Origin of the sequence: Haloarcula vallismortis ATCC 29715 (genome assembly GCF_000337775.1) — an archaeon.
GTDB lineage: Archaea > Halobacteriota > Halobacteria > Halobacteriales > Haloarculaceae > Haloarcula > Haloarcula vallismortis.
Genome location: NZ_AOLQ01000042.1, coordinates 170,750 through 197,460, shown reverse-complemented (window position 1 = coordinate 197,460; position 26,711 = coordinate 170,750). Strand labels below are relative to the sequence as shown.

The 26,711-nt window shown below is 65.1% G+C and carries 23 protein-coding genes; 8 read left to right on the top strand and 15 right to left on the bottom strand.

Annotated features, from left to right (window positions below):
* Positions 1-237 precede the first annotated feature (237 nt).
* The 3 genes from C437_RS11600 to C437_RS11590 are packed head-to-tail and all read left to right on the top strand — an operon-like array spanning position 238 to position 2,085.
* Positions 238-507 carry a MarR family transcriptional regulator gene (locus C437_RS11600; RefSeq protein WP_004517149.1) on the top strand — a complete coding sequence of 90 codons (270 nt, stop codon included), beginning with the start codon at positions 238-240 and terminating at the stop codon, positions 505-507.
* Between the two features lie 9 nt (positions 508-516).
* Entirely contained in the window at positions 517-1,302 is a 786-nt protein-coding gene (locus tag C437_RS11595) for an MBL fold metallo-hydrolase (protein WP_004517148.1), read from the top strand.
* A gap of 33 nt (positions 1,303-1,335) precedes the next feature.
* The gene (locus tag C437_RS11590) at positions 1,336-2,085 is read left to right on the top strand and encodes a YkgJ family cysteine cluster protein (protein ID WP_004517147.1); all 750 of its coding nucleotides are present in this window, start codon (positions 1,336-1,338) and stop codon (positions 2,083-2,085) included.
* Positions 2,086-2,087: 2 nt separating this feature from the next.
* On the opposite strand, the gene C437_RS11585 is transcribed toward C437_RS11590, so the two are convergent.
* Positions 2,088-2,486 (bottom strand): TRAM domain-containing protein, encoded by a 399-nt coding sequence (locus tag C437_RS11585; protein WP_004517146.1) that lies wholly within the window; start codon positions 2,484-2,486, stop codon positions 2,088-2,090.
* Between the two features lie 239 nt (positions 2,487-2,725).
* Between C437_RS11585 and C437_RS11580 the strand changes: the two genes are divergently transcribed.
* Positions 2,726-2,968: a DUF7123 family protein gene (locus C437_RS11580; RefSeq protein WP_004517145.1), complete on the top strand. Its 243-nt coding sequence runs from the start codon at positions 2,726-2,728 to the stop codon at positions 2,966-2,968.
* A 183-nt stretch (positions 2,969-3,151) separates the two neighbouring features.
* Positions 3,152-5,020 (top strand): PAS domain S-box protein, encoded by a 1,869-nt coding sequence (locus C437_RS11575; RefSeq protein ID WP_004517144.1) that lies wholly within the window; start codon positions 3,152-3,154, stop codon positions 5,018-5,020.
* A 19-nt stretch (positions 5,021-5,039) separates the two neighbouring features.
* On the opposite strand, the gene C437_RS11570 is transcribed toward C437_RS11575, so the two are convergent.
* The 10 genes from C437_RS11570 to C437_RS11525 all read right to left on the bottom strand — a co-directional run bounded on the left by C437_RS11570 (position 5,040) and on the right by C437_RS11525 (position 16,817).
* Positions 5,040-5,645 carry a winged helix-turn-helix transcriptional regulator gene (locus C437_RS11570; protein WP_004517143.1) on the bottom strand — a complete coding sequence of 202 codons (606 nt, stop codon included), beginning with the start codon at positions 5,643-5,645 and terminating at the stop codon, positions 5,040-5,042.
* Positions 5,646-5,695: 50 nt separating this feature from the next.
* The gene (locus C437_RS11565) at positions 5,696-6,886 is read right to left on the bottom strand and encodes an SPFH domain-containing protein (RefSeq protein WP_004517142.1); all 1,191 of its coding nucleotides are present in this window, start codon (positions 6,884-6,886) and stop codon (positions 5,696-5,698) included.
* A gap of 71 nt (positions 6,887-6,957) precedes the next feature.
* The gene (locus tag C437_RS11560; protein WP_004517141.1) at positions 6,958-7,560 is read right to left on the bottom strand and encodes an NfeD family protein; all 603 of its coding nucleotides are present in this window, start codon (positions 7,558-7,560) and stop codon (positions 6,958-6,960) included.
* Between the two features lie 72 nt (positions 7,561-7,632).
* Complete coding sequence (locus tag C437_RS11555) at positions 7,633-8,001, bottom strand: DUF7312 domain-containing protein (protein WP_004517140.1); 369 nt, start codon at positions 7,999-8,001, stop codon at positions 7,633-7,635.
* Positions 8,002-8,046: 45 nt separating this feature from the next.
* Entirely contained in the window at positions 8,047-10,245 is a 2,199-nt protein-coding gene (metG, locus tag C437_RS11550; protein ID WP_004517139.1) for a methionine--tRNA ligase, read from the bottom strand.
* 74 nt (positions 10,246-10,319) lie between these two features.
* On the bottom strand, positions 10,320-10,904 hold the full coding sequence (locus tag C437_RS11545) for a YqaA family protein (RefSeq protein WP_004517138.1): 585 nt from the start codon (positions 10,902-10,904) through the stop codon (positions 10,320-10,322).
* Between the two features lie 412 nt (positions 10,905-11,316).
* Positions 11,317-12,369 carry a tyrosine decarboxylase MfnA gene (gene mfnA, locus C437_RS11540; protein WP_004517137.1) on the bottom strand — a complete coding sequence of 351 codons (1,053 nt, stop codon included), beginning with the start codon at positions 12,367-12,369 and terminating at the stop codon, positions 11,317-11,319.
* 138 nt (positions 12,370-12,507) lie between these two features.
* Positions 12,508-13,416 (bottom strand): RAD55 family ATPase, encoded by a 909-nt coding sequence (locus C437_RS11535; RefSeq protein ID WP_004517136.1) that lies wholly within the window; start codon positions 13,414-13,416, stop codon positions 12,508-12,510.
* Between the two features lie 58 nt (positions 13,417-13,474).
* Entirely contained in the window at positions 13,475-15,784 is a 2,310-nt protein-coding gene (gene ppsA, locus C437_RS11530; RefSeq protein ID WP_004517135.1) for a phosphoenolpyruvate synthase, read from the bottom strand.
* A 121-nt stretch (positions 15,785-15,905) separates the two neighbouring features.
* On the bottom strand, positions 15,906-16,817 hold the full coding sequence (locus C437_RS11525; protein ID WP_004517134.1) for a PhzF family phenazine biosynthesis protein: 912 nt from the start codon (positions 16,815-16,817) through the stop codon (positions 15,906-15,908).
* A gap of 115 nt (positions 16,818-16,932) precedes the next feature.
* Here C437_RS11525 and C437_RS11520 point away from each other — a divergent pair, with 115 nt between their 5' ends.
* The gene (locus C437_RS11520) at positions 16,933-17,682 is read left to right on the top strand and encodes a 4-phosphopantoate--beta-alanine ligase (protein WP_004517133.1); all 750 of its coding nucleotides are present in this window, start codon (positions 16,933-16,935) and stop codon (positions 17,680-17,682) included.
* A complete protein-coding gene (locus C437_RS11515; RefSeq protein WP_004517132.1) occupies positions 17,679-20,219 on the top strand; it encodes an AAA family ATPase in 2,541 nt (846 codons plus the stop codon). Before C437_RS11520 ends, C437_RS11515 begins: the two co-directional genes overlap by 4 nt.
* A gap of 28 nt (positions 20,220-20,247) precedes the next feature.
* Here the strand turns inward: C437_RS11515 and hutH are convergent, their stop codons facing one another.
* Genes hutH through hutU form a run of 4 tightly spaced genes read right to left on the bottom strand, consistent with a single transcriptional unit; the run spans position 20,248 to position 25,803 of the window.
* Positions 20,248-21,879 (bottom strand): histidine ammonia-lyase, encoded by a 1,632-nt coding sequence (gene hutH / locus C437_RS11510; RefSeq protein ID WP_004517131.1) that lies wholly within the window; start codon positions 21,877-21,879, stop codon positions 20,248-20,250.
* Positions 21,876-23,138: an imidazolonepropionase gene (gene hutI, locus C437_RS11505; protein ID WP_004517130.1), complete on the bottom strand. Its 1,263-nt coding sequence runs from the start codon at positions 23,136-23,138 to the stop codon at positions 21,876-21,878. Before hutI ends, hutH begins: the two co-directional genes overlap by 4 nt.
* Positions 23,135-24,058, bottom strand: coding sequence for a formimidoylglutamase (gene hutG / locus C437_RS11500; protein ID WP_004517129.1), 924 nt, complete (start codon positions 24,056-24,058; stop codon positions 23,135-23,137). The genes hutI and hutG overlap by 4 nt, the downstream gene beginning before the upstream one ends.
* Positions 24,055-25,803 carry a urocanate hydratase gene (hutU, locus tag C437_RS11495; RefSeq protein WP_004517128.1) on the bottom strand — a complete coding sequence of 583 codons (1,749 nt, stop codon included), beginning with the start codon at positions 25,801-25,803 and terminating at the stop codon, positions 24,055-24,057. The genes hutG and hutU overlap by 4 nt, the downstream gene beginning before the upstream one ends.
* Positions 25,804-25,884: 81 nt before the next feature.
* On the opposite strand from hutU, the gene C437_RS11490 reads away from it, so the two are divergent.
* Positions 25,885-26,529, top strand: a complete 645-nt coding sequence (locus C437_RS11490; protein WP_004517127.1) for a helix-turn-helix domain-containing protein — start codon at positions 25,885-25,887, stop codon at positions 26,527-26,529.
* The last annotated feature ends 182 nt before the right edge of the window (positions 26,530-26,711 follow it).

The window sequence follows — 26,711 nt, the reverse complement described above, 5'->3', positions numbered from 1 at the left end:
ACCCCGCGGGGGATAAAACGATACTGGAATCCCCTTTCACCGACCGGGCTGTTTTCCAGTCAGGCAAGGTCCAGTCATACTCTTGTCCCTGATAGCTCTGGGCATGGTTTGCGGGTAGCGACCGGAACCGCAGGATGACGGCTCTGTATAAGGACACATTAAACACTTCATAGAATCTGTATTGTTTGGTCATGCATATAGCCAAGTTTTACCAGTAAGTCTGGAATATCAGCCACTATGAGCGCATTAACTGAAAACGCTGCACCGGCACCGTTCACCGACGAGGAGTTCCGCGACACGCTGCGTGAACTCCCGCCGAGCGCGAAGCTCGTCGCGAAGGTGCTGGAAGACGATGCTCCGCTGTCACAGGGTGACCTGGCCGAGAACTCGCTACTCCCGGACCGCACTGTCAGGTATGCCCTGAACCGGCTGGAGGAGTCCGAGCTGGTAGACTCGCGGTACAGTTTCACCGACGCACGCAAACAGGTTTATTTCCTCACGGTCTGACCGGACGGCATGGACTGGCAGCGGGCCGACGTGTCCGTCCCGACGCGGGCACCGACCGGCACCACGGCAGCGTACGTTTGCGGCGACGAAGCGGCTCTTCTCGTAGACCCCGCGGATACCGACGATGCGCTCGATTCGCTTCTCAGTGACCGCACTCTCGCCCACATTGCGCTCACACACTACCACCCTGACCACGCCGGTGCGGTCGCACACTACGCCAGAGAGACGAACGCGACAGTCTGGGCCCGTCACGGTCGGGCTGACGCGTTCGAGGCCGCGACCGGCGTTAGCCCCGACAGACTGTTCAGCGAGGGGACGACGATTCCGACCGATGCCGGCCCGGTGACTGTCCTCGATACGCCGGGTCACGCGCCGGAGCACGTCGCCTTCGCAACCGACGAGGGTGTCGTCTCCGGCGACCTCGCCGTCGCCGAGGGCAGCGTCGTCGTCGGCGCACCCGAGGGCGACGTTCGGGCCTATCTCGCGTCGCTGCGGCGACTCCACGCTATGAACCCCGACGTGCTATTACCGGGTCACGGTCCGCGTATCGAGACGCCGCGGGAAACGTGTGCACGCCTCATCAGCCACCGACTGGAGCGCGAACGGTGCGTTCGAACGGCTATTAACCACGGCGCGACCACTCTGGCGGACATCCTCGATGCCGCCTACGAGAAGGACCTCACCGGCGTGCGCGACCTGGCCCGTGCGACAGTGTTGGCCCACGTTGAGAAGCTCGCTGCCGAGGGCACTATTATCTGGGATGGCGAGCGAGCCACACCGAATCCGGCGGACTGACGCCTTTTTGCCCGTCGGCCCGCTATCAATGCTGTGGACTCCCTGGAAACCGAACTTGAGCGGGCCCGCGCCCTCGACGAGTCGGAACTGGCCGACGCAATCGAGACTATCGGGTTCGAATGTACCCGCTGTGGGGCCTGCTGCAAGGCTGAGTCAGCGTGTGGCGAGGGTGGAGAGAGCGGCGACGAGACGGACGGAGTCGCCGGTAGTGCCAGTGAGAGTGAGAACGACGGCTCCACAGAAACCGACGCCGAACCCCACACGGCGACGGTGTTTCCGGACGAGATCCGGCAGCTACAGGCGGCCGGGGAGTACGACTTCCGCGACGTGGCCCGACCGATGCCGTACGGACTGGCCGACGGCCCGGACGGCCCCGAGGGCGAGACCTTCGAGTGGGCGCTCCAGACTGACGACTGCGGCGACTGTACGTTCTACGCCGAGGACGACGACGGCACGGGGGCTTGTACGGTCCACGGCGACCGCCCGCTCATCTGCCGGACCTACCCGTTCAGCGTCGCGCTCGGCGGGACGAGCCAGCCGATGGGCGAAGCCGTCGACGGGGAAGGGATGGTCCGGGCCCACGAGTGTGAGGGCCTCGGTCGAGATATCTCCAGAGCCGACGCCGAAGAATTGGCTGCAGCGCTCAAGGAACGCGCTATTCGAGAACTGACGGAAGCCATCGGCGTCCGCGACAACTACCGACCCGTCGACCGGTCAGCCGGACAGGTCGTCGTCCACGACTCCGAAGGGGCAAAGCGCCCCGACGGCAGCCCCTACGAGTAGCGTCACACGTCGTCGATGATTTCGCCGACCGCGAAGTTCGATTTGACCTCGGTAACTTCGATCTTGACGCGTTCGTCGATTTCGGCCCCCGGAACAATGATGACGTAACCGCGCTCGACGCGGGCGATGCCGTCGCCTTGCTTGCCGATGTCTTCGATTTCGACGTAACGCGTCTCACCCGGCTCGACCGGCGGCTGTGGCTGATCCGGTGGCGTGTCTGAGACTGTCTCCTCGTTCGCTTCTGTCGCCTCGTCTGCGGAGATGAGCGCAACGCGGTAGGTACTGCCCGAGTCGACTGCGCCCGTCTCTATCTCTCGGCGCGGGACCTCCACGACGTACCGGTCCCCCTCGTCGCGGATATCGGCACTGAACAGACACAGCAGTTGATCCGAAATTTCCAATGTGATAGACCTCCGTTCGGCCACAAAACGGCCCATTACTAAAGAACTGCCGGAGCGAACGACTGTGACCGGAGGATGACGAGCACACGGTGTTTCCCGCCTGTACCAACCGGCTGTCGCGTGGCCCAACTCGCGGCAGTATCCCCGCTTCGGCCGACCGAAAACCGCAAGACAGCGAGCCGTTAACCGTCTGTACCAAATCCCATAAGGGTGTCTCGGTACTGTATGTAACTGTACTAATGAGCGCCACCGCACAACCCACCGACAGTCCGCTTTCGGACAAGCAGCGACGTATTCTTGAGTATCTCCGTTCCAACGCCGACGACCAGACGTACTTCAAATCGCGACTCATCGGCGACGAACTCGATCTCTCGGCCAAGGAAGTCGGGACGAACATGACGGCCATCGCCAACGGCGACCACGACGTGGCCGTCGAGAAGTGGGGATACTCCTCCTCGACCACATGGATGGTCGAAGCCTGACCCGGGACATGGCGGGGTCTAACCCGCACTGCCGACCGGGGCGCTCCTGTCGCTTCGCGTAGCTCGGATTCGGTGTCGTCGCTCACTTCCTGCAGCAGCTCCGCTCCCCCTGATATACACGGTCGTATTCTCTATCAATAATGTTCACATTGATAACAGTTGGGGCCATAGTCAGACTCAGTAATGGGAGAGGCTGGTTCCCCGATTCAGGTCCTCCACGTCGACGACGACCTGCAGTACGCGGAGACGACGGCGGCGTTTCTCGAACGAGAGCGGGCCGCGTTCGACATCGAGACCGCGACGAGCGCATCGGAAGGGCTGGCCCGGCTCGAATCGGGGGTGTTCGACTGCGTCGTCTCGGACTACGAAATGCCCGGGGAGAACGGCATCGAGTTCCTCGAATCCGTCCGCGAGCAGCACTCAGACCTCCCTTTCATCCTGTACACTGGCCGGGGCAGCGAAGCCGTCGCCGGCGACGCCATCTCCGCTGGCGTCACTGACTATCTGCAGAAGACAGCCGATACCAGCCACTACGCACTGCTGGCGAACCGCATCGCCAACGCCGTCCAGCAGTATCGGTCACAGCGCGCTCTCGAAGAGAGTACGGACCGGCTCTCGCTGTTTATCGACCAGTCGCCGCTGGGCTTTGTCGAGTACGACCCGAACTTCGAAATCGTCCGGGTCAACGACACGCTCACAGAGATATTCGGCTACACCGAGGCGGAACTGCTCGGGGAGACGTGGGAGGTGTTTGTGAGTTCGGAGAGCTACGGCGATGTCGACGCGGTCACCTCCGCCCTCAGCGAGGCCAGCGGCGGCTACCACAGCGTCGACGAAAACGTCCGGAAGGACGGCGAGCGCATCATGGTCGAGTGGCACAACCGCCTCGTCACCGACGAGTCGGGCGACGTCGTCACCATCTTCTCACACTGTCAGGACGTCACAGAGCGCATTGAACACGAACAAAACCTCGCGCAGATGCGAGACTTCTTCGCCGAGGCAGAGGAACTGGGTGATCTCGGTGCCTGGGAGTTCGACGAAACTGGGATGTTGACCTGGACAGCGGGCACCCGCCGCATCCACGGGGTCGACGACGACTTCGAACCGACGGTCGAGGAGGGGCTGTCCTTCTACCATCCCGACGACAGAGAGACCGTTGCGGATGCCGTCGACGCGGCCCTCGAAGACGGGGAGCCGTACGATATCGAGGCCAGACTCATCACCGCGACGGGCGACTGTCGGTGGGTCCGGACTCACGGCAAGCGGGTCGAAGGCACCGAAAAGCGAACCGTTCGGGGCTTCTTTCAGGACATCACCGAACAGAAGGAGCGCGAACGCAGGCTCCGCATGCAGAACGAGCGACTGGAGGAGTTTGCCAGCGTCGTCAGCCACGACCTTCGGGGACCATTGACGGTCGCACAGGGCCAGCTAAAGCTAGCACAGCAGGACGAAGGCAACGACCGCCTCGACAGTATCGACAGCGCCCTCCAGCGAATGCAGACCCTCATCGATGACATCCTGACGCTCGCACGCGACGGCCGTGAGGCGACGACCACCGAGCCAGTTGACTTACACACCGCCGCGACCGCCTGCTGGCAGACCATCGAGACGAAGAACGCGACCCTGGTACCCGACACCGACAGCGTCGTTGTCGCCGACCCCCGGCGGCTGCGTCGCCTGCTGGAGAACCTATTTCGAAACAGCGTCACACACGGGTCGCTCTCCACGCAGGGACAGGACAGTGGGGTCGAACAGGGCTCCACGCCGTCCCACTCAGACGCTGTCGTCGAGCACGGCGACGGCGTGACGGTCACGGTCGGCGACATCGAAGACGCCAGCGGGTTCTACGTCGCCGACGACGGCCCGGGCGTCCCCAAAGACGAGCGGGACGCGGTGTTCGAGGCAGGGTACTCGACCGCGTCCAACGGCACTGGCTTCGGCCTCGCAATCGTCGCCGAAATCGCCGCTGTCCACGGGTGGGACGTGAGCGTGACCGACAGCGAGTTGGGCGGGGCCAGATTCGAGATTACCGGTGTTGGCCGGGAGACGTGACTCGGCAGAAGAACGCAGTTCAGGGGTCGTACCGCAGCAGCGAATCGGCCTCACCCGCCAGTGCGGCGACATCGTCACCGAACGAGTCAGCGTATCGGATAAGAAGCGTCAGTACGGTTTCGGGCTCGGTCACTGCGTACCCGTCTTCTCTGGACAGGAGCCCGGCGGACTCCAGATCCGCGGCGTAGTTGCTCACTGTCGGTCGCGAGACGTCCAGTTCGCTGGCAAGTTCCGAGGCTGTCACGTCCGGGCGGCGAAGCAGGGTGACTAGCATCCCGCGGGCTGTCGACCGGCGCAGGTAGCCAAGCGCCACCTGTTCGAACTCGGAGAACTGACCGGCCGGGAAGTACCGTCGGTAGTCGCCGTCCTTCTGTGACGTGACGACGGCCTCGTTTTCCAGCCGGTGGAGGTGGTGCTGGGCCTCACCAGTCCCGAGTTTGAGGTCGTCACGGAGCTTCGAGAAGTGCGTTCCGGGATGTGCCGAGACGTACCCCGCGATGGCGTCGGGCGCGTCACTCTCGCTCCCGCTGTCGCCAAAACGAGCAAACGGGCTGGCTGCACCGAGGGCGGCAAAGCGGCGGAGCGTCGCCCGCTTGTCCTCGTCCACGTCGCCCTCACGTGTCATTGCTACTGAAAAGGTGGGTCGGTAATAAAACGTCTTCGCCTGACTATCAGTTAGTTGTCCTTGTCGACTTCCGACGTTCGCGTCGTGTCGTCGGGGCCACCGGCCACGTCCGTCGTACCCGAGTCGTCGTCGATTTCGGCGTCCATCTCCTGAATCATCTCGTCGGCGCTGTCGAGACCGGAGTCCTGACCCTGCTTGATCTTCTGTGCTTCTTCTTCCATCGCCTCGACATCGACTTCAGCTTCCTCGTCGATCTGGCCGAGGATTTCCTCGATATCGTCGAGGCCGAGCATCTCGCGGGTCTCGTCGTCGAAGTCGAGCGCCTCAAGCGAGTGACCGTTCTCTTTCACGTCCGAGCCCTGGAGATGCTTGCCGTAGCGGCCCACCAGTGAGGTAAGCTCCTGCGGGAGGACGAACTTCGTCGACTCGCCCTGGCCGATTTCCGCGAGCGTCTCCATCCCCTTGTCGATGACGGCGCGTTCGCCCATCGATTCGGCGGATTTCGCACGGAGGACAGTCGAGATAGCGTCACCCTGGGCTTCCAGAATCTGGCTCTGTTTCTCACCCTGTGCGCGGATGATGTTGGACTGCTTGTCACCTTCCGCCGTCTCGATGGCGGAGCGCCGTTCACCCTGGGCTTCCAGAATCATCGCACGGCGTTTCCGCTCGGCGGAGGTCTGTTGCTCCATTGCCTGCTGGACGTCCTTGGACGGGTTGACCTCGCGGACCTCCACGCTCTCGACGCGGACACCCCACTCGTCGGTGGGTTCGTCCAGTTCCTTCCGGATGCGGGCGTTGATTTCGCCGCGTTTGTTCAGCGTGTCGTCCAGTTCCATGTCACCCAGCACGGCACGGAGGGTCGTCTGAGCGAGGTTGGAGACGGCACGCTCGTAGTTGTCGACTTCAAGGAAGGCCTTCTTCGGGTCCATCACCTTGATGTAGACGACGGCGTCAGCCGTCACTGGCGAGTTGTCGCGGGTGATAGCCTCCTGCCGTGGCACGTCGAGCGTCTGGGTACGCATATCGAACCGCGTCACGTCAGAGACGAAGGGATAGATGAAGTGAATCCCCTGGTCGAGGACGCCGCGATAGGTACCCAGAACCGTGTAGGCACCTTTCTGGTACGGGCGGATGATCACGACGCTGGAGTACACCAGCGCGATAGCCAACAGGAGGAAAATGACGGTAACGAAACCGACGAGTCCTCCCAGACCTTGCAGCGGTGCTGTCGCGGGGAACATGACAGTCAAACCTCCGGAGCGCGCAAAGAAAAGGCTTCGGTGTCACTGTCACAAACTACCGAATCACACACCTACGCCCGCTCGGACTCTCGCTCCGGTTCGGCGCCGTCGCTCTCGTCTCCCCGGTTTCGGTCGCGTTCGAGCGCACGGTCGATCTCGTCAGCCCCCGACTCCACCGCTTCGACTTCTATGACGTTCCCGCCGCCGGGGTCGATGACGATGACCTCCGTCCCCTCCTCTATCGGGTCGCCGGTACTCCGGGCCTGGTAGTAGGGATTGAAACCGCCGTCTTCCAGCTTGACCTCGCCGTCGCTCCGGGTCACGCGCTCGGTCACAGTGCCGAACTGGCCTGTAAGCGAGTCAGAGCTGAGTGTCTGGCCGCGGCCCGGCGCAGCGAAATCGAGCTTTCGATACCCCCAGAGCGTGACCGCTGTCGTTGCAAGTACGACGACGGTAAGGATGAGTGGTGCGAGGATACCCAGGCTCGCTGGGATGAACAGCCCGACCAGTCCCGCCGTCAGCAGGGCCACGCCGAGAACGAAAAAGTGGGTCCCGGGAGCGAGCGCTTCGCCCACGATGAGGCCCGCGCCGGCCAGAAACAGCAGGATGGAGAGCGACATACCTAACAGTGGTTCGGCCTGCAGTAGGGCAACCGCCGCCAGCGGGTTCACCATGCCCTCACTTAGTGTCGGAGCAGGATTAAGTGTCGGGGTCGGGCGTGACACGCCACCGCCACTACCGTGGCTTCACGCGTCGCTTGTCCGGACGAAGAACCCGTACAGCACTGCGGCTCCGAGTGCGACGGACAGGACCACGCCGCCGAGCACGGACGGCGTGTACATCTCCGCCCCGAGGAACATCCGCCCGAGCGCGAGAATCGCGATACAGACCCCCAGTGCGACGAAGACGACATTCTCAGGCTTTGGTGCGTCGGGCGTCACATTCAGGTCCGGAGCGAACGAGCCGGCGACCGCACCCTCCTCGTCATCAGCCGCGTCACCGTCGGAGCCGCCCTCTCCCTGAATCACGTCGGCGTCCGTCGCCAGTTCGTACTCCTCGGCGAACGTATCGTTGGAAGCGGCCGCATCGTCTCGTGCGGCCCCGTCGTCATCCATGGTCCGCGATACGTGCCGTGACTACAAAAGCGCTGGCGACTGCGGTTACTTGATGCGGGTTCCCAGTGGGGCGTCCTCGTGGGTCGTCAGCAGGTCCGCCTCGTCGCCGGCGGCCAGCACCATCCCGTTGGATTCGATGCCGAACAGCTCGGCTTTCTCCATGTTCGCCAGCAAGATGACACGCGTACCGGGCAGCTCTTCGGCGTCGTGCAGTTGCCGGAGGCCGGCGACGACCTGGCGGACCTCGTGGCCGATGTCGACCTCCAGACGCAGGAGCTTGTCAGCGCCCTCGACAGGTTCGGCGCTACGAATCTCGCCAACGCGCATGTCGACGCCCTCAAACTCCTCGAAGCTGATGCGGTCCTCGACGAGGGGCTGGAGGTCGGCGGCGTCCGTGTCATCGTCGCCGTCGTCGCTCGCGTCTCCGGCGGCTTCGTCGCCTCCGTTCGAGGCTTCTGTCGAAGCCTCGCTCTCGACACGTTCCTGCAGCTCCTCGTTCAGCGCCTCGATGTGGTCGTCCTCGACCTGTTCGAACAGCTCCGCGGGCTCACCGAACTCGGCCGGCGGCGCTTCGAGCGCGCTGTCGAGGGTCACGTCCGCGACGGACCCCTGTTCGCCCAGCTGGCCCCAGAGGCGCTCGGCCTTGCCCGGGAGAACGGGCTGCATGAGCACCGCGACGGCCTTAGTCAACTGAACACAGTCACGGATGACCTGTTCGGCGCGGTCGGGGTCGTCGTCGACGAGGTTCCATGGCTCGTTGCGCTGGATGTACTCGTTGCCGTAGTTCGAGAGTTCGATAGCGATTTCGGCCAGTTCGCGGATGTCGTACTCCCGGACAGCGCCTTCGAAGTCCTCGATAGCCGACTCGATTCGCTCCGTCACGTCGTCGCTGACGGCGGCGTCGGGCGTCCCGTCGTAGTTGCGCTCGGCGAACAACAGCGAGCGGTAGATGAAGTTGCCGACGTTGCCGACGAGTTCGCCGTTGACCCGCTCCTGGAAGCGGTCCCAGGAGAAGTCCACGTCGGTGTCGATCTGTGCGCCGGTGGCGATGTAGTACCGGAACAGGTCGGGGTGGAAGCCAGCGTCGAGGTACTCGTCGGCCCAGACAGCGCGATTACGTGAGGTCGAGAGCGCCTTGCCGTCGATGCCGACGAAGCCGGTCGCCAGAATTGACCGGGGCTCGTTGTAGCCCGCGCCGCGGAGCATCGCGGGCCAGAACACCGCGTGGTGCTGGATGATGTCCCGGCCGATGACGTGGATGATTTCGCCGCTGCCGTCGGTCCACTCCTCGTTCCACTCGGTGCCGTGGCGCTCCTCGCCGTCGACCTTCCAGACCGCCTCCCAGTCGTACTCGTCGTCGCCGACGCGCTCGGAGTACTGCTTCGTCGAGGCGACGTACTCGATAGGTGCGTCGACCCAGACGTACAGGACGAGGTCGTCGGCGGTTTCACCGCCTCCCTCTCGTTGCTCCTCCGGAGCAACGCTACCGCCGTCAACGTCCTCCGGATAATCGACGCCCCAGTCCATGTCTCGCGTGATACAGAGGTCCTGCAGTTCGCCCTCGACCCATTCGCGGGGCTGGTTCTGGGCGTTGTCGGTCCCTTCCAGCCGGTCGAGGAAGCCCTGGAGGTACTCCTGGAAGTCAGCGAGACGGAGGAACTTGTGCTCGCGGGTGCGGTACTCGGCGGGGTTCCCCGTCAGCGTTGACACCGGGTCCTCGATTTCGCCGGGTTCGAGGTGGCGCTGGCATCCCTCGTCGCACTCGTCGCCGCGGGCCTGCTCGCCGCAGTAGGGACAGGTCCCCTCGACGTAGCGGTCCGGGAGCGGTTGGTCCTCCTCGGTGTCCCAGGCGACTTCGATCTCCTTCTCGTGGACGTGGTCGTTTTCGACCCACGAGCGGACGAATTCTTGCGTGAGTTCGACGTTGGTCTCGTCGTCGGTGTGCCCGTAGTTGTCGAACTCGATGTTGAACTGTGGGAACGTCTCGGCGTAGGTCTCGTGAAAGTCAAGCGCGAACTCCCGTGGCTCAACGCCTTCTTCGGCGGCGTTGACTGCCACCGGGGTACCGTGCATGTCCGACCCCGAAACAAACGCCGTCTGCTGGCCGATTCGCCGGAGGGAGCGCGACAGCGCGTCCCCGTCGACGTACGTCCGGAGGTGGCCGACGTGCAAGTCACCGTTCGCGTAGGGCAACCCACAGGTCACGACCGCCGGCTGGTCCGTCGGAAACTCGTCGTTGCTCATACCTGTTCGTGTGCCACCGACGGGTCAAAAGGGGGTTGGTTTCGGCGTGGTGGCCGGACTCGGTGTCCATCCGGTCACAAGAGCACGAGCGTCCCGCTGGCGAGCCCGAGTGTCACGACGAGCCGTCCGGCACTGCCGAAGAACGTCGCTGCGCCGAACCGATAGTAGTCGCGTTCGAGGACGGTGAACGCGTAAATAGAGATGGTGTCGGGGAAGAAGGGCACACAGAGCGCAAGCGCCAGACCGACGTACCCGTACTTCTGTGCTAGCTGTACCGTCTTCTTTTCCGACCACTCGATGATGTTGAACCGGGAGCGCTTGATTCGGCGAACGAGCGGACCGTACTCCTTTGCCTCCTGACCGATATGGAAGGCGACGAGACTACCGAACGCCTTCCCGAGGCCGCTGATGATGATAATCGCCACCAGATTCCCGTTCGTGGAAAGTCCGAGCCGAAGTGTTTCGGCCGGAACCAGCACGACTTCGCTTGGGAGCGGGAGAATGAACGCGATCAGGAACGAGTACACCGCGATGATACCTAGTCCGGTCGGACCGGTGGCCGTACAGACGGCCTCTTCGAGCGGCGACAGTGGAGTGCCGGCGGTCGTACAGTCACCGATGAAGGCAATGAACGCTGCGGTCGGTACTACCAGTTCCACGCCTCTCTGTAACAAACAGGCACTTCTAAACCTTCGTATGTCCCCTCGGGAGCGCTCAATACCGGTATGTTCGCCAGTCTGTCACACCCTCAGACAGCAGCTCAGTACCAATCGAGGTCCGCGACAAATGACCGCAGCATCGACCGCGTGACCTGCGACACCACCTTTTTCATCGTCGGGTCGCCTTCGGCGACCACTCCTCGAAAAACGTGGTCTTGCTGAGCGGAGTCGTTCGAGGGGCGCAGCCCCTCGTGATGACGAGAGAGCGAAGCTCTCTCGAACCACGAAGCAAGGCTCGAAAGACGAGCGAAGCGAGTCTTTCGGTGGTGAAAAAGGCCGACTGCTCGGACACAGTCCTCGCAGTCGGTGAACGCCGCTCGCTCCGCTCGCGGCGACAGAATTGTCCCTCGATTTAATACCAATCGAGGTCCGCGACAAATGACCGCAGCATCGACCGCGTCACATGCGGCATACACACGACGCGCATCTCACCGGCACCGGTCTTCGAGACTCGCCAGCCGCGGTCCCGTAGTTCGTCTGTCATCGGCATCGAGAGGTCGGCCGCGACAAGTGGGAGTTCGGGGCCGACCACGTCGTGGCCCCGCGCCGATAGCTGGTCAGCCAGCCAGTCAGCGTTGGCCATCGATGTTTCGTACTGCTCCCTGTACCCCGCCGGCCACAGCGACTCCATCGCCGCAACGGCAGAGGCCACGCCAGCGCCAGACCGCGTGCCCGTCAGGGTTAGCTGGTCCGTGGACTCCAGATACGGCGTTTCGACGGCGAGTTCGTCAAGCAGCGAGCGGTCACGAGCGAGCAGCCCGCCGGCGGGAACCGCTGCTTGCCCGACCTTGTGCGGGTCAATGGTCATCGTGTCGATGTCCGCGTGGCCGAAGTGCCACTCGTGGTCGGTAAACGGGAGGTAGAAGCCGCCCCACGCGGCGTCGACGTGACAGAGGGCGTCGACTGTTTCGGCGAGGTCGGCGATGGCCGGAATTGGGTCGACATAGCCGTACTCGGTCGAGCCGGCGACGCCGACGACACACACGGTGTCCTCGTCGACGAGTTCGGTCATCGCCGCCATGTTGACACGGTAGTCCGTCGCCGGCGCAGTCCGCAGTTCCACACCGAGCACGTCAGCGGCCTTGGTAAACGAGAAGTGGGCGTGGACGGGCGCAACGATGTTCGGGTCGTCCGTATCGGCGCGGTTCCGGGCGATGCGTATCGCCTGAAGATTGGCCTCTGTCCCGCCCGAGGCGACGTATCCTGCGGGGTCCGAGAGCCCGGTGATCTCGCCGAGATAGTCGACAGCCTCGCGTTCCAGATCGGCGATGGTCTCGTACGTACCCGGGTCTCCGGGGTTCGTCGCGAGGAAGCGTTCTGCTGCTTCGCGTGCCGACGGGTGTGGCACGGTACACATCGACGAGAGGACGCGCTCGAAGTCCTGTGGCGCTGCCCGCTGGAGCATCTATCGCGAGTATAGAGGGGGAGCGGTTTAGCCGTTGTGCTCGCGTGTGTCGTTGTCCGGCGTTTATCTTGTCGGTGGGGGACGAGTCGGGCCAGTCCGGCTGCCGGAAATGGCTGCTGGCGAACGCATGAGACCGACTTACCAGTTCGAGGGGCCGATCTTCTTCGTCGCCTTCGCGCGAAAGCCCGTGGGACCGATGAGCGACTCGAAGACTGTCTGGCGCTCGGAATCGAGTGCGCCGCCGAAGGAGCCGACCCGCATCGTCCGGTACGTCTCGAACCCCTTGTCGTTGGAGTAGAAGTAGACGCTGCCGTGCAGGAGGCCGTGAATGAGCTCGTCGGATCGTACGTCGCCCGCGGGTCGGTCGAGTTTGACGAAGGCTACGGTCCCCCAGTTGACAACTGCCTCACGGAGCCCCATCAGGAACGCGACCTCGTGGTTCTGGGGCAGGCCGAACGCCGTTGCTCGTTCGAGGTCGGTCAGGGAATCGACGACGATGAGCGTCCCCGCGGCCTCGGCTATCCGCTCGCTGATGTCGGACAGTAGTTTCTCGAAGGTCTCGTCCGACGGCTCGGCCGCTGAGGGGTCCGGTTCAGCGTCGGGCGATTCGATGTCGTCGTCGCTCCGTCGGGCGTCGAACAGCGCCTCGGGGACCGGCAACAGCTCCATGAACCGCTGTGAGAAGTCGGCGACGGTCATGTTGTCCGTCAGCGTGTCGAACTGGTAGCCATCGAGCACGGCGTCGAGTTCGCTGTAGACGTGCTCGCGGTCGTGCGAGAGCGTGATGTAGGTCACCGAGTCGGGAATCGCCTCGCTGCGCCGGGCGATGCCGTTCGGGACCATCTCGGGGCGGTGTTTCGCGAGCATCAGCGTCGCGAGGCTGGTGTAGGTGAACGCGTCGCCGCCCGCATCCGACGCCCCCGCCAGCAGGACCGTGCTCCCGGTCGGAATCCCACGGACCTGTCCGTCCAGCCCGGGGATGCCGAAGGGGATGTAGGACACACCGGAGCTGATACTCTTGGCTTCCGGTGTCGATTCGGGTGCCATACTGCAACGAAGCGAACGGTGCAAAAAAATCTGCTGGCTACGTCAGGCGGCCGCGGCCTCAGCGGACCGATTCCAGCAGCAGGCGCTGTTCGACGCGCTTGACCTCGTGTTGCACGTCACGCACGGCGTCGATGTTCGGTGAGATGGACGTGACTCCCTCCTCGACGAGGAAGTCGACCATCCGTGGCTTCGAGGCGGCCTGGCCGCAGATGCTCGTGGCGACATCGTGCTCGCGGCAGGTCCCGATGACCTGGCGCATGAGTTCGAGGACGGCCGGGTGGAGTTCGTCGAAGCGGTCGGCGACGTTGCCGTTGTTGCGGTCGAGGGCGAGCGTGTACTGCGTGAGGTCGTTCGTCCCGAAGGAGACGAAGTCGATGCCGGCCGCACAGATATCCTCGATGGACAGCGCGCTCGCCGGCGTTTCGACCATGACGCCCCAGTCGCGCTTCTCGGGGTCGATGCCGACCTCCTGCATCAGCGCCTTCGCCCGCAGGATGTCCTCGGCGTCAGTCACCAGTGGGAGCATCAGTTCGACGTTGTCGTAGCCGAGGTCGTACAGGCGCTCGAACGCCCGGAGCTCGAGCTTGAACTCGCCGGGACGGTCCAGCGAGCGCCGGATACCCCGGTAGCCAAGCATCGGGTTGTGCTCGCTGGGCTCGTCCTCGCCGCCCTGAAGCTGGCGGAACTCGTCGGAGGGGGCATCGAGGGTCCGGACCCGTACCGGGCGCGGGTAGAACGCCTCGGCCACCGAGCGGACGCCTTCGACGATTTCGTCGACGTAGGCGCGCTCGCCGTGGTCCTCGACGTAGCGCGAGGGGGTCTTGTCCGTCGAGAGGATCATGTGCTCGATGCGCAGCAGACCGACGCCGTCGGCCCCCGTTGCAGCAGCACGTTCGGCGGCCTCCGGGATGGAGACGTTGACCTTGACCTCTGTTCCGGTCATCGGCTTGACGGCCGAGTGTGCCTCGACCGGCCCGTCGTCGTCTCCCTCGTCGCTTGTCTCTGGGACCTTGGCCCCTTTCTCGACTGTGCCTTTGTCGCCGTCGAGTGTGACCGTTTCGCCGTCCCTGAGCTTCTGTGTCGCGTCCTCGGCACCGACGACGGCCGGCACGCCGAGTTCGCGGGAGACGATGGCGGCGTGACTGGTCATCCCGCCCTCGTCGGTGATGATGCCGTTTGCGCGTTTCATCGCCGGCACCATGTCCGGCGTGGTCATCTCGGCAACGATTATGTCGCCATCCTCGACCTTGTCGAGGTTGTCGAGCTTGTCGACGATGCGGACGACGCCGGTGACCCGGCCCGGCGCGGAGCCGATGCCGGAAAGCCGGACCGACTCCGATTGGCTCTCCATCGCCCCACCGTCGGCGACACCGGATTGGGCACCCGGCGGCTGACTCTCGGCCTCGTTGGCCGACCCGGCGCTCCCTTCGGGGTCGTCGATGGTGGTAATCGGACGGGACTGCAACAGATACACTTCGCCCTCGTAGACCGCCCACTCCACGTCCTGTGGGGTGTCGTAGTGGTCTTCGACGCGTTCGCCGATTTCGATGAGCTTGCGGATCTCTTCTTCACCGAGAACGCGCTCGTTGCGCTTCTCTTCGGGGACGGAGCGTTCGATGGTCTCCCCGTCTTCGCCCCGGACACACATCACCTTCTTGTCGGCGACGGTCACCTCGTCGATAGAGCCGGTCTCCCGGTCGATGGTGTAGTTGTCGGGTGAAACCGCACCGGAAACAACCGCTTCCCCCAGTCCCCACGCGGCCTCGATGATGGCCGTCGGGCCACCGGTCGACGGGTGGCTGGTGAACATGACGCCGGATTTCTCCGCGTCGACCATCTGCTGGACGACGACGGCGATGTCCACGGCGTCGTGCGCGAAATCGTTCTCGTTGCGGTAGTAGATGGCCCGCTGAGTGAACAACGACGCCCAGCATTCCTTGACTCGCTGCAGCAGGTCCGCACGCGAGACGTTCAGGTACGTATCCTGCTGGCCGGCGAAGGAGGCGTCCGGGAGGTCCTCCGCGGTCGCCGAGGACCGCACCGCAACGTCCTCGTCGCCCATCTCGTCGTAGGCGGCCAGCAGGTCCTCGCGGACCGACGGTGGGGTGTCCGTTTCCAGAATCAGTTCCTGGGCGCGCTCGGCCGCCTCGGCCAGCGCCTGCGAATCATCGCTGTCGACATCGACGGCCTCGAACAGCGGCTCGTCGATTCCAGTTGCTTCGATGAACGACCGATACGTGTCGGCGGTAACGACGAACGCCGACGGAACGGGCAGGCCCGCTCCGGTCAGTTCTCCGAGAGACGCCGCCTTGCCGCCGACCCGCGCCAGGTCGTCGGCACCGATTTCATCGAGCCACAGTGTTGGCATGGACTCACCTGTATCATCTTCAACGACAATTAAGGAAGTTCCGGTTACAGTCAGTGACGGGGCCGCTCTTCACTCGATTTCGAGTGAATTAGGCTGTCACGCCGCCGGTACAGTTGCGCGGTCACGCCTCGATGATGTCGTCATCGTCGACAGCAGGGACGGTCACTGTCCCGTCCAGTGCAGCGACGGCACGCCCGCCGACCCACACCTCGGTCCCGTCGGTATCGACCGACACTGTCCCGGGTCTGTCACGGAAGTGCCCGCCCTCGGCGATGATCTGCTCGATAGTGTCATCGAGCGCTCCGTAGCGGCGGACGAAGGCCGCACAGGCCCCCGACGCCGCCGCGGTTACCGGTTCCTCTGTCCGGCTCCCGGCTCGGAAGGCCCGTCCGTGGAACGTCGACCGGCGCGTCGCGTCGGCACCAACCGTGTCGAAGGTGAACGGGAACACACCGGCCGCGTCCGCGCGGTCACAGAGCGAGTCGACGGCGGCCACGTCAACGCTGAGAGTACTCAGATGCTCGAAGTAGTTGACTGGGACCATGAGCCACGGCTCGCCAGCGCCGGCCGTCACGAGCGGGAGATCCGCGCCCACGTCTTTGAGTGTGGCCGCGTCGAGTCCGAGCGCGTCCGCGACATCGGCGTAGGGGATATCGACTTCTGTGATGTCGGCTCGCCCCTGTTCGACCCAGACCATGCCGTTCTGTTTCGTCTCGACAGCGACTTCGCCGGCGGCGGTGGCGACCGTCCACTCGCCCTCATCGATCTGTCCACGCTCGAAGAGCGCCGCGTGTGCGGCGACCACTGCTGTCTCCGCCTGCTCCAGTTCCGCGGTCGGCGAGAAACAGCGGAGTCGGCGGTCGGCGTCGTCCGCCGGCAGGACGAACGCCGTCTCGGGCGCTCCTAGTTCGCTGGCGACGGCGCGCATCTGGTCGTCAGTCAATCCGTCGGCATCGGGGACAACGCCGGTCGGTGTGCCAGCCGTCGGCTCCGCAGCGAACGCGTCGACAAGCAGCGCCTGTCGGGTATCCATGGCACGGAGTTGTGCTGACCCGCAGATAACCTTTTCCGGAGCGAACCGGGGGCAACCGACGGCAGGACGTGATTTCGACGGACGACTTTAGTACAGGGGGCTATCACTGGAACGTATGAGCGACGACGTCGATCTCCCTGAGAGCCACCCCCGCTATGAGTCGCTGCTGACCCGTCACCGGATCGAGGCGGGCGTCGACCGCGGTATCACGTCCCGGCAGGGCCTCATCGCCCAAGGCCGTGGCGAGGCCTTCGACTACCTGCTGGGCGAGCGCACCATCGACAGCGCCGACGCCGCCGAACGCGCCGCCGCGGCGCACCTCCTTGCTGCCGACCACGCCGTGATTTCGGTCAACGGCAACGCCGCCGCCCTCGTGCCCGGTGAGCTCGTCGAACTCTCCGAGGTGACCGGCGCGGATCTCGAAGTGAACCTGTTCAACCGGACCGAGGAACGCATCGAGGCCATCGCCGAGTATCTCCGCGAACACGGCGCGACAGACGTGAAGGGACTGACTGCCGACGGGCGCATCCCTGGCCTCGACCACGAGCGCGCGAAGGTCGACGCCGACGGCATCGGCGCGGCGGACGTGGTGCTCGTTCCGCTGGAAGACGGTGACCGCGCCGAGGCGCTGGGCGAGATGGGCAAGACAGAACTGGTCATCGACCTCAATCCACAGAGCCGCTCGGCCGAGGTAGCGTCAGTACCGATTATCGACAACATCATCCGTGCGATACCGAACGTCACCGAGCACGCCCGGGACCTCCGCGGTGACCCCGACGCCCAGCGGGACGCCATCGACGCGTTCGACGCCGACAGCGCCCTGACCGCCGCCGAGCGGACGATTCGGGAGGGGGACCTCGAATGAGTCTGCCGCCGTACATCTACGCCGACCGTCGAGTTCCCGACGAGGAAACCGTCAGGGAGACCCTCGACCAGCGGACGATGACCGCTTTCGGCGATGTCGAGGAACTCGAACGCCTCCACCGCGTGTTCTATCCGGTGTTCAAAGTCGACTACGAGTACGAGACCGGCGAGGGGAAGCTGTTCGGCACGACGAGGAAATCCGAGACGGCGTTTCTCGACGGCCTCTGGGCGGACAACGACCGGGCGGTGTCCCAGTACGTCGATGACACCGACGCGGTGGTCCGCCGAGCGACGGGCGACTATGACTTCGGCCGCAGCGACCCGGCGCTTGGCCGGTCCGTCCTGTTGCAGTTTCAGGTCACCGACGACGACGCCCGGTCGCTGCTGCCCCAGCGCGTCGCAGAGTACCGCGAACAGCAACAGGACGCCGCTTCCGGCGCGGCGAACGTCTTCCTCAGGAAGCTCAGGGAGTCCTACGGGCTCCCCGGGGACTTCGACCCCGACGGGTTCGACGGTGTGACCGCCGTCGAGCGCCTGTATCTCCCCTTCTGGCTCGCCGAGTACCACTCGCCCGACAGCTCGGACGTCAAGCTCGTCACGTTCCGTGACCCAGACGCCCCGACCGAGGAGCTAAAACGTCACGGCTGGCTCGCCGAGTTCCTCAGCGCCGAACCCCGCCGGCTAGCCGAGTATGGCTACGAGGTCAACCCCGACCGGCTCGAACGGAACATCCGGGAGCGGATCGACGAGTCCGACGACACCGACCCGGCCGATACCGGCCCCGACACCTCCGACGGCGCGCCCTCGATTAACCGCGAGCGCCCGTCGGACGACGGGTCGGTGGTCCAGCCGGACGGTGTCGACATGCAAGCCGACCAGTTGGTCGACCCGGACCCCTCCCGGAGCTTCGCCGACGTGGGCGGGATGAGCGACCTGCTGGAAACGCTCAACCACAAGGTCGTCCGGCCGCTACAGGACCCCAGCGCCTTCGAGGAGTACGGTATCGGCGTCGTCAACGGCGTCCTCCTGCACGGCCCGCCCGGCTGCGGGAAGACCCACGTCGCCGGCGCGCTCGCGGGCGAGGTCGACCACGCTTTCATCGAGGTCACGCCGGCCGACGTGACCAGCAAGTACATGGGCGAACCCGCACAGAAAGTCGAGGAGCTGTTCCAGATCGCCCGCGCGAACGCCCCCTGTATCCTCTTTATCGACGAGATCGACGGCATCGCCGGCGCGCGCGACGGCGACAGCAACATGAACAGTAGCGAACAGCAACTGGTCAACCAACTGCTCACCGAACTCGAAGGCATCGCCGACGAGGACGTGGTCGTGCTGGGCGCGACGAACCTCGTCGAGGACGTAGACGACGCCATCCGCCGCTCGGGCCGGTTCGACGAGCGGGTGGAGGTGCCGCCGCCGGACCCCGAAGCCCGCAAGCAGATTCTGGAGATTCACCTCGCCGGTCGGCCGACCGCGGCTGACATCGACTTGGACTCCGTCGTCGAGGAGACGGCCGGCTTCGCGGCCAGCGACATCGAACTCATCGCCGAGGACGCCGCCCGAAAGGCACTGCGAGCGGACGCTCCAATCGAGACGGACCACCTGATGCAGGCCGCCACGGAGACTGACACGAGCATCGCGGACTGGGTTGACCCCGAGATGGTTGCCGAGAACGGCGTCGTCCAGCCCGACGGCGTCGACCTGCAGGCCAGTTCACTGGTCGAGACCGACCCCGGACGCGACTTCGCCGATGTGGGCGGGATGGGCGACCTGAAAGCCCGGCTCGAAGACACGGTCCTCGATCCGCTTCAGAACGCCGACGCATACGCCGAGTACGGCATCGACGTACTATCGGGCCTGCTGTTGTACGGCCCGCCCGGCTGTGGGAAGACCCACCTCGCCGGCGCGCTCGCGGGTGAACTCGGGCATAGCTTCGTCGAAATCAGCCCCGCAGACGTGACGAGCAAGTGGATGGGCGAGCCGGCCCGCAACGTCGCCGAGGTGTTCGAGGTGGCCCGCGCGAACGCCCCCTGCGTGCTGTTTATCGACGAAATCGACGGCATCGCGGGGTCGCGGCGGGGCTCGATGAACACGAGCGAACAGCAGTTGGTCAACCAACTCCTCACCGAACTCGAAGGCGCAGCGGCTGACGACATCGTTGTGGTCGCCGCGACGAACTTCGTCGAGGACATCGACGCGGCGCTCCGGCGGTCCGGTCGGTTCGACGAGCGTGTCGAGGTCCCGCCGCCGGACGCCGAGGCTCGCAGGCAGATTCTGGAGATCCACCTGCAGGAGCGGCCCGTCGCCGGTGACATCGACTGGGACGCCATCGTCGAGCCGACGGCCGGCTACGCTGCCAGTGACCTCGAACTCCTCGCCGAGGACGCCGCGCGGCACGCCTTGCGTGACGGCTCGGACATAACGCAGGCGCATCTGGAGACTGCCGTCTGGGAGACGCATTCGAGCATCGCCGACTGGGACGACCGGGACCGCTATCAGGGAGCGGAGGGGACTGCTGACCTCGGACTCGGGCCGTAGTCCGCCACACTGCGCTCTCTCCGCCAAATCACTCTAGTTCAGCGTCGAGCGCTCCGGCGACCCGTTCCAGAAACGCCGGTGACTCGACGAGTGCGCTCGCGGCTTCGATGTCCGCGTGTATCGGGCGGTCCTCGGTAAGCGCCGGCACCACCGAGCGGACGGCATCGTAGGCTTCTGCGGACCCGACACCCAGTTCGAGGTCGTCGTCGACGAAGTCGGCGGCCTGCGCTCCACAGCACAGTTCGACGCCGAGAATCGCGGCGGCGTTTCGGGCTGCGTTTCGGGCCAGATACGCCGACTGCGCGCTCATGCTGACGTGGTCCTCCTGATTGCCACTGACTGGGGTGTTGTCCATCGAGGGCCGGCCGAAGGACCGACATTCGTTTACCAGCGCCGCAGCGGTGTACTGTGCGATCATATAGCCAGAGCGGACGCCGCTTCGCTCTGTGAGAAACGGCGGGAGGTGTGGCTCCTGCAGGCTCGGATTGAGCATCCTGTCGGTCCGGCGCTCCGAGATGGCCGCGAGTTCGGTGAGCGCGTTCGTCAGATAGTCGAGGCGCATGGCGAGCACCGCGCCGTGGAAGTTTCCACCGGAGAGCACGGCCGCACTATCGGTTCCCGAGGCTCGGTCGCCGGTGATTGTGTGAGTCGGTTGCCGCGGGCGTCGCTCACTCCCGTCGTCCCGTTCTGCGTCTGTGCCGCGAGGGAACACCAGCGGATTATCAGTCGCGCTGTTGAGCTCGACCTCGACAGCCTCCCGGAGGTGGGCGACGGCGTCACGGACCGCGCCGTGGACCTGCGGCAGACAGCGCATCGCATAGGCGTCCTGCACGCGGTCACAGTTCCGGTGGGATTCGACCACGTCGGAGTCGGCCGTCAGCCGCCGGATGTTTCGCGCACTCGCGGCCTGCCCGGTGTGGGGTCGGACGGCGGTGATAGCTTCGTGGGATGGCACCGTCGAGGAGAGGGTCACCTCCGTCGTGAGCGCGCCAGCGATGTCGGCGGCGGCGACCAGTCGTTCGGCGTCGGCGAGGAGGAGGGCGGCAACGCCGACGGTCAGTTGCGTCCCGTTGATGAGCGCCAATCCTTCCTTGGCCCGGAGCGTCACCGGTTCGAGGCCGGCCGCGTCGAGTGCCTCGTCGCCGGGAAGTCGGTCGCCATCGACCTCGGCTTCCCCCTCACCGATGAGGACCAGCGACATATGGGCGAGTGGCGCGAGGTCGCCGCTCGCGCCGAGGCTGCCCCGCGATGGGACAACCGGGTGAACACCTGCGTCGAGCATCGCCACCAGCAAATCGACGACCGACTCGCGGATGCCTGAATACCCCTTCGCCAGCGTGTTCGCCCGCGTGACCATCATCGCCCGGACTTCCGCAGTCGTCAATTCCCGGCCGACGGCGGCGGCGTGGCTCCGAAGGAGGTTCCGCTGGAGGGCATCGAGGTCCTCGTGTGGGATGCGCTCGTCGACAAGGTCGCCGAAGCCGGTGGTGACGCCGTACACCGCTTCGCCGCTGTCAAGCACGCTCTCGACACGCTCGCGGGACTCGCGAATTCGCTTGCGGGCGGCCTCGGCAACCGTGACGGTCGCATCGTTCCGAGCGGCGGCGACCACCTCAGCGGGCGTGAGCGACTCGCCGTCGAGAACAACGTCGGCGTTCATGGTTGCACGTCCCGGTGGGATGACTCATCTGTTGAGGTGCTGACGACCGAGCCGTCTTTCAGGACAGTGTCGACGACGTTTGTCCCGTACTGGTATGGAATGTGGACGTGACTCGGCGCGGCAAGGACGACGGCGTCACCGGGCGAACCCGGGCGGAGCGTCCCCAGACCATCGGTCCTGTCCAGTGCGAGCGCGGCGTGTTTCGTCCCCGCGATCAGTGCTTCTGCCGGCGTCAGTCCCATCTCGACGCAGGCAAGCGACAGCGCAAAGCCCATGCTGTGACTGTGGCAGTTCGGATTGAAATCCGTCGCGACGGCGACCGACGCGCCCGCGTCGAGGAATGCCTCGGCGTCGGCGTATTCGGCCCCGAGACCGAACGCCGTCCCGGGCAGGAGGACCGGTGTCACGCCTGACTCGACAAGCGCGTCGATGTCGTCGTTTGTGGCATGTAAGAGGTGGTCGGCACTGGCCGCCCCCACGTCAGCTGCCAACTGGGTTCCGCCGATGTGGCCCAGTTCCTCGGCGTGAACCTTCGGCGTCAGCCCGGCGGCTGCGCCTGCTTCGAGGATGCGCCGGGACTGCGCGACCGAGAAGGCGCCCTCCTCGCAGAACACGTCACAGAACTCGGCAATGCCTTGTGATTTGACGGCCGGGAGCTGTTCGTCGACGACAGCCGCGGTGTAGTCGTCGGCGTCCCACCCCTCGGGAACAGCGTGTGCGCCCATGAACGTCGGGACCACGTCGACAGGATGGACGTCGTCGGCGCTGTCGATAACTCGGAGCATCCGTAGCTCCGTCTCCGTGTCGAGCCCGTAGCCGGACTTCACCTCGACCGTCGTCGTCCCGTGAGCGAGCATGGTGTCGAGGTGGGCCAGCAGGTTCGACAGCAGCGTTTCCGCATCTGCGTCCCTGACCGCTCGGACCGTTCGGAGGATGCCGCCGCCGTCGGCGAGGATATCCTGATAGGACTTCCCGCGCAGTCTGGCGGCGAACTCGTCCGAGCGGTCGCCAGCGAACAGCGCGTGGGTGTGGGGATCGACGAAGCCCGGAACGACGGCCTGACCGCTCGCATCAACGGCGACACTGGCGCTCTCCGGCGGGTATTCGGCGGTTACCTCCGTAGTCGGGCCGACGGCGGCGACAGTGCCGTCCACGATGGCGACTGCGCCGTCCTCGTAAATCTCCAGACTGTGACCGTCTGCCGCTGGGCCTGTGACGAGTTCGGCCGCGCCGTAGACCACGGCATCGAGGGCCGTCATCGGCCACCTCCCAGACCGCTGAGGAAGTGTGCGACCGCACGGGCCCCGGCGCGAGCGGTCCGGTCCCCGGCGTCAAGCGGCGGTGCGCACTCGACCACCTCGAACCCGGCGATACGGTCGTCGGATGCGATGCGGCCCAGCATCCGGAACAGTTCCCGTGTCGAGAGGCCGCCCGGTGTCGGCGCGCTCACGCCCGGTGCAGCCGCGGCGTCGAGCACGTCGAGGTCCAGACTCACGTAGACGGCGTCTACGTCGCCCAGCGCGGCGAGCGCGTCGTCCACCGCGCCAGCGGGGTCACCGGCCACCGACTCAGGCGGCAGCACTGTCCCACCCTGCTCGGTCAGGTAGTCGTGGTACGCTGTCGAAGTTTCGAAGTGTCGTGCGCCGACAACGGCCAGCGTGTCGAGGCCCGCATCGTGGAGTTGCCGGTACGGGGTCCCACTGGTCGGTTCGTCCCGAACGGCGCGGCAATCAAGATGGGCATCGAAGCTGACTGCGCCGAGCGTTTCGTGAGCCAACAGCGGCGCGGCATTCGGGAACGTCAGTGAGTTATCGCCGCCGAGAAACACCGGCACTGCGCCCGTTGCGTGTATCTCGGCCGTTACCGAACGGACGGCGCGCTGGACCCGTTCGACGCCGCCAGCCGGAACCTCGATGGTACCGAGGTCGGCGACTGAGCGGACCGGTCCGCGTTCGATGTGCTGTGTCTTCGTGCCGCGGAGTTCGCGCCGGAGAGCCGCCGGGCCGGCACGCGCGCCCGGCCGCCCGATGACTGCGCCGTCGTACGGCTCGCCCACCAGCACAGCGTCGTACTCGTCAGCGGTCGCGAGCGTGGCCATCTCGACGATGTCACCGAACTGCTCGTCGTCTGGGTCGCCTGACGGGCTGGTCCACGGCGACGGGGCTGTCAGGTCAGTCATCGGTCACGGTTGCGGTCGCGCATCGGGACCGCAACGTCGTTCTCGTCGGCGGCGTCCTGTGCGACTTCGTAGCCGGCGTCGGCGTGGCGAATGACGCCCATCCCGGGATCAGTCGTGAACACGCGGCGGGCCTTCTCGGCGGCGAGATCGGAGCCATCGAGGACGACGTGGTTGTTCGTGTGCAGCGAGTTCCCGATACCGACGCCGCCGCCGTCGTGGACGCTGACGATGTCCGCGCCAGCGGCACAGTTCAGCAGGGCGTTCAGAATTGGCCAGTCGGCGACAGCGTCGGTCCCGTCTTTCATCGCCTCAGTTTCGCGGTGTGGCGAGGCGACGCTCCCGGCGTCTAAGTGGTCCCGCGTGACGACGACGGGTGCCGAAATCGCCCCGTCAGCGACGAGTTCGTTGATACGGAGCGCGAGGCGGGCGCGTTCGGTCAGCCCGTCTTCGGTCGCATAGCCCAGCCAGCAGACTCGCGAGGGGAGCCCTTGGAACGACACCCGCTCCTGTGCCAGGTCGATCCAGCGGTGCAGGTCGTCCTTCCCGGGGAACAGTTCCTTGACGGCCTCGTCAGTCCGCTGGATATCTGCAGGGTCGCCCGAAAGCGCGGCCCAGCGGAACGGCCCCTTGCCTTCACAGAACAGCGGGCGGATATACGCCGGAACGAACCCCGGGAAGTCGAACGCGCTGTCGAGGTCGCGGTGGTCCTCGACCTGCCCACGGATGTTGTTGCCGTACTCGAAGGCGATAGCACCCCTGTCCTGCAGTTCCAGTATGCCCTCGACGTGGCGCTCCATCGTATCGAGACTCTCCGCGACGTACGTTTCGGGGTCGCGCTCGCGGAGTCGGTCGGCTTCCTCGACAGTGTAGCCAGCAGGGTAGTACCCCTCGAGTTCGTCGTGTGCGCTCGTCTGGTCAGTCACTACATCGGGGACGAACTCCATCTCACGCATCTCCGCGAGCATATCCGCGGCGTTCATGTGGACACCGACGCTGTAGGGCTCGCCGTTTTCAGCTGCCATCTGCGCTCGCTCGATGGCCTCGGCCAGGTCGTCGGTCCGCTCCTGACAGTACCCCGTTTCGATGCGCCGGTCGATACGGTCCGCGTCGACTTCGGCCGCGATGCAGACGCCGTGGTTCATCGTCACCGCGAGGGGTTGCGCGCCGCCCATGCCGCCGAGGCCGCCGGTGGCGACAATCTTCCCGCGCAGGCCGTCGTTCTCCGGATAGTGTTGCCGGGCGAGTGCGGCCAGCGTCTCGTAGGTCCCCTGGATGATGCCCTGCGTGCCGATGTAGGCCCACGAACCGGCGGTCATCTGGCCGTACATGATCTGTCCCGTCGCTTCGAGTTCGTGGAAGTGCTCCCAGGTGTCCCACTTGCCGACGAGGTTCGAGTTCGCGATGAGGACGCGCGGAGCCTTCTCGTGGGTCTCGAACCGCCCGACCGGTTTGCCGCTCTGGACGAGGAGAGTTTCAGTGTCGCCGAGTTCGCGGAGTTCGTCGACGAGTGCGTCGTATGCGTCCCACGACCGGGCTGCACGCCCGGTTCCGCCGTACACGACCAGCTCTTCCGGCTTCTCGGCGACTTCGGGGTCGAGATTGTTGTTCAGCATCCGCAGCGCGGCCTCCTGTCGCCACCCTTCACACTCGATGTCGGTACCGGTGGACGCACCCTGGTACTCGCGCCACTGTTCCGAGGGAGTCCCGACGTTGTGGTCGGTGTCTGGGGCAGACTGCTGTGCCATACCCTCCTGTTCGCGCCCTCCCGTGATAGCCGAGACTCTCCGTTCGGAACTGTTTTTATATGTATATGTGTATTGGTTGCTATGTACGAGGTGGTGTTCCGGGTGGCCGGTGACGGGGCCTACGAGGTGGCGACCGACGGGACCGGCACGCGCATCGAACTGTGGTGTACCGACCACAGCGACCTCCTCCATGTCCGCGGTGGGGATGTTGGGCCGGTCGTCGAACAGGTCCGTGAGACTGTCGGCGTCGCCGAGCACCTCGAAACAGATGACGGGCAGGTTTTGATCACAGAGGCGTGTCTGAAGGCCCGCATAGCGGACACCGTCGAACGCTATCTGGCCGACGAGGGGTGTCTGCTTGTGCCGCCACTTCGGTACGCGGAGGGGCACAAATTTGTCCGAGCGCTGGGACTCAGTTCCGAGGCGCTGTCGGCAGTGTATCGGTCGTTGGCGTCGGCTTTCGAGGTCACTGTCGAGTCAAAACGCGAGATCGGGTCAGTGACGCCTGACGCGCCGCTGGTAACTGTTGGCGACGTGGTCCCGTCCCTCTCGCCACGCCAGCGCGAGGTGTTCCTGACGGCGTACGAACACGGGTACTACGAACTCCCCCGCGAGACGACAACGGCGGCTATTGCGGACCGTGTTGGAGTTCAGCGCAGAACCGCAGAGGACCACCTGCGGCGCGCCGAAAAGAAACTGGCCGACGCGCTAGTAGCGTACCTGTAGCTACGGTGGTTGCGACCGGTACGTTGCCCTAACAACACCCAGTTCGGGGGTGGTATCGATGCCCGCAGTCCGGACACGTCGCGCTGAACGCTGCCGTGTCGTACTCGAAGCCGGTATCACACTGCTGACAGACGAGTAGCTGTGCCATAGCAATGGTACGGGTCTGCGTCCATATCAGTGTC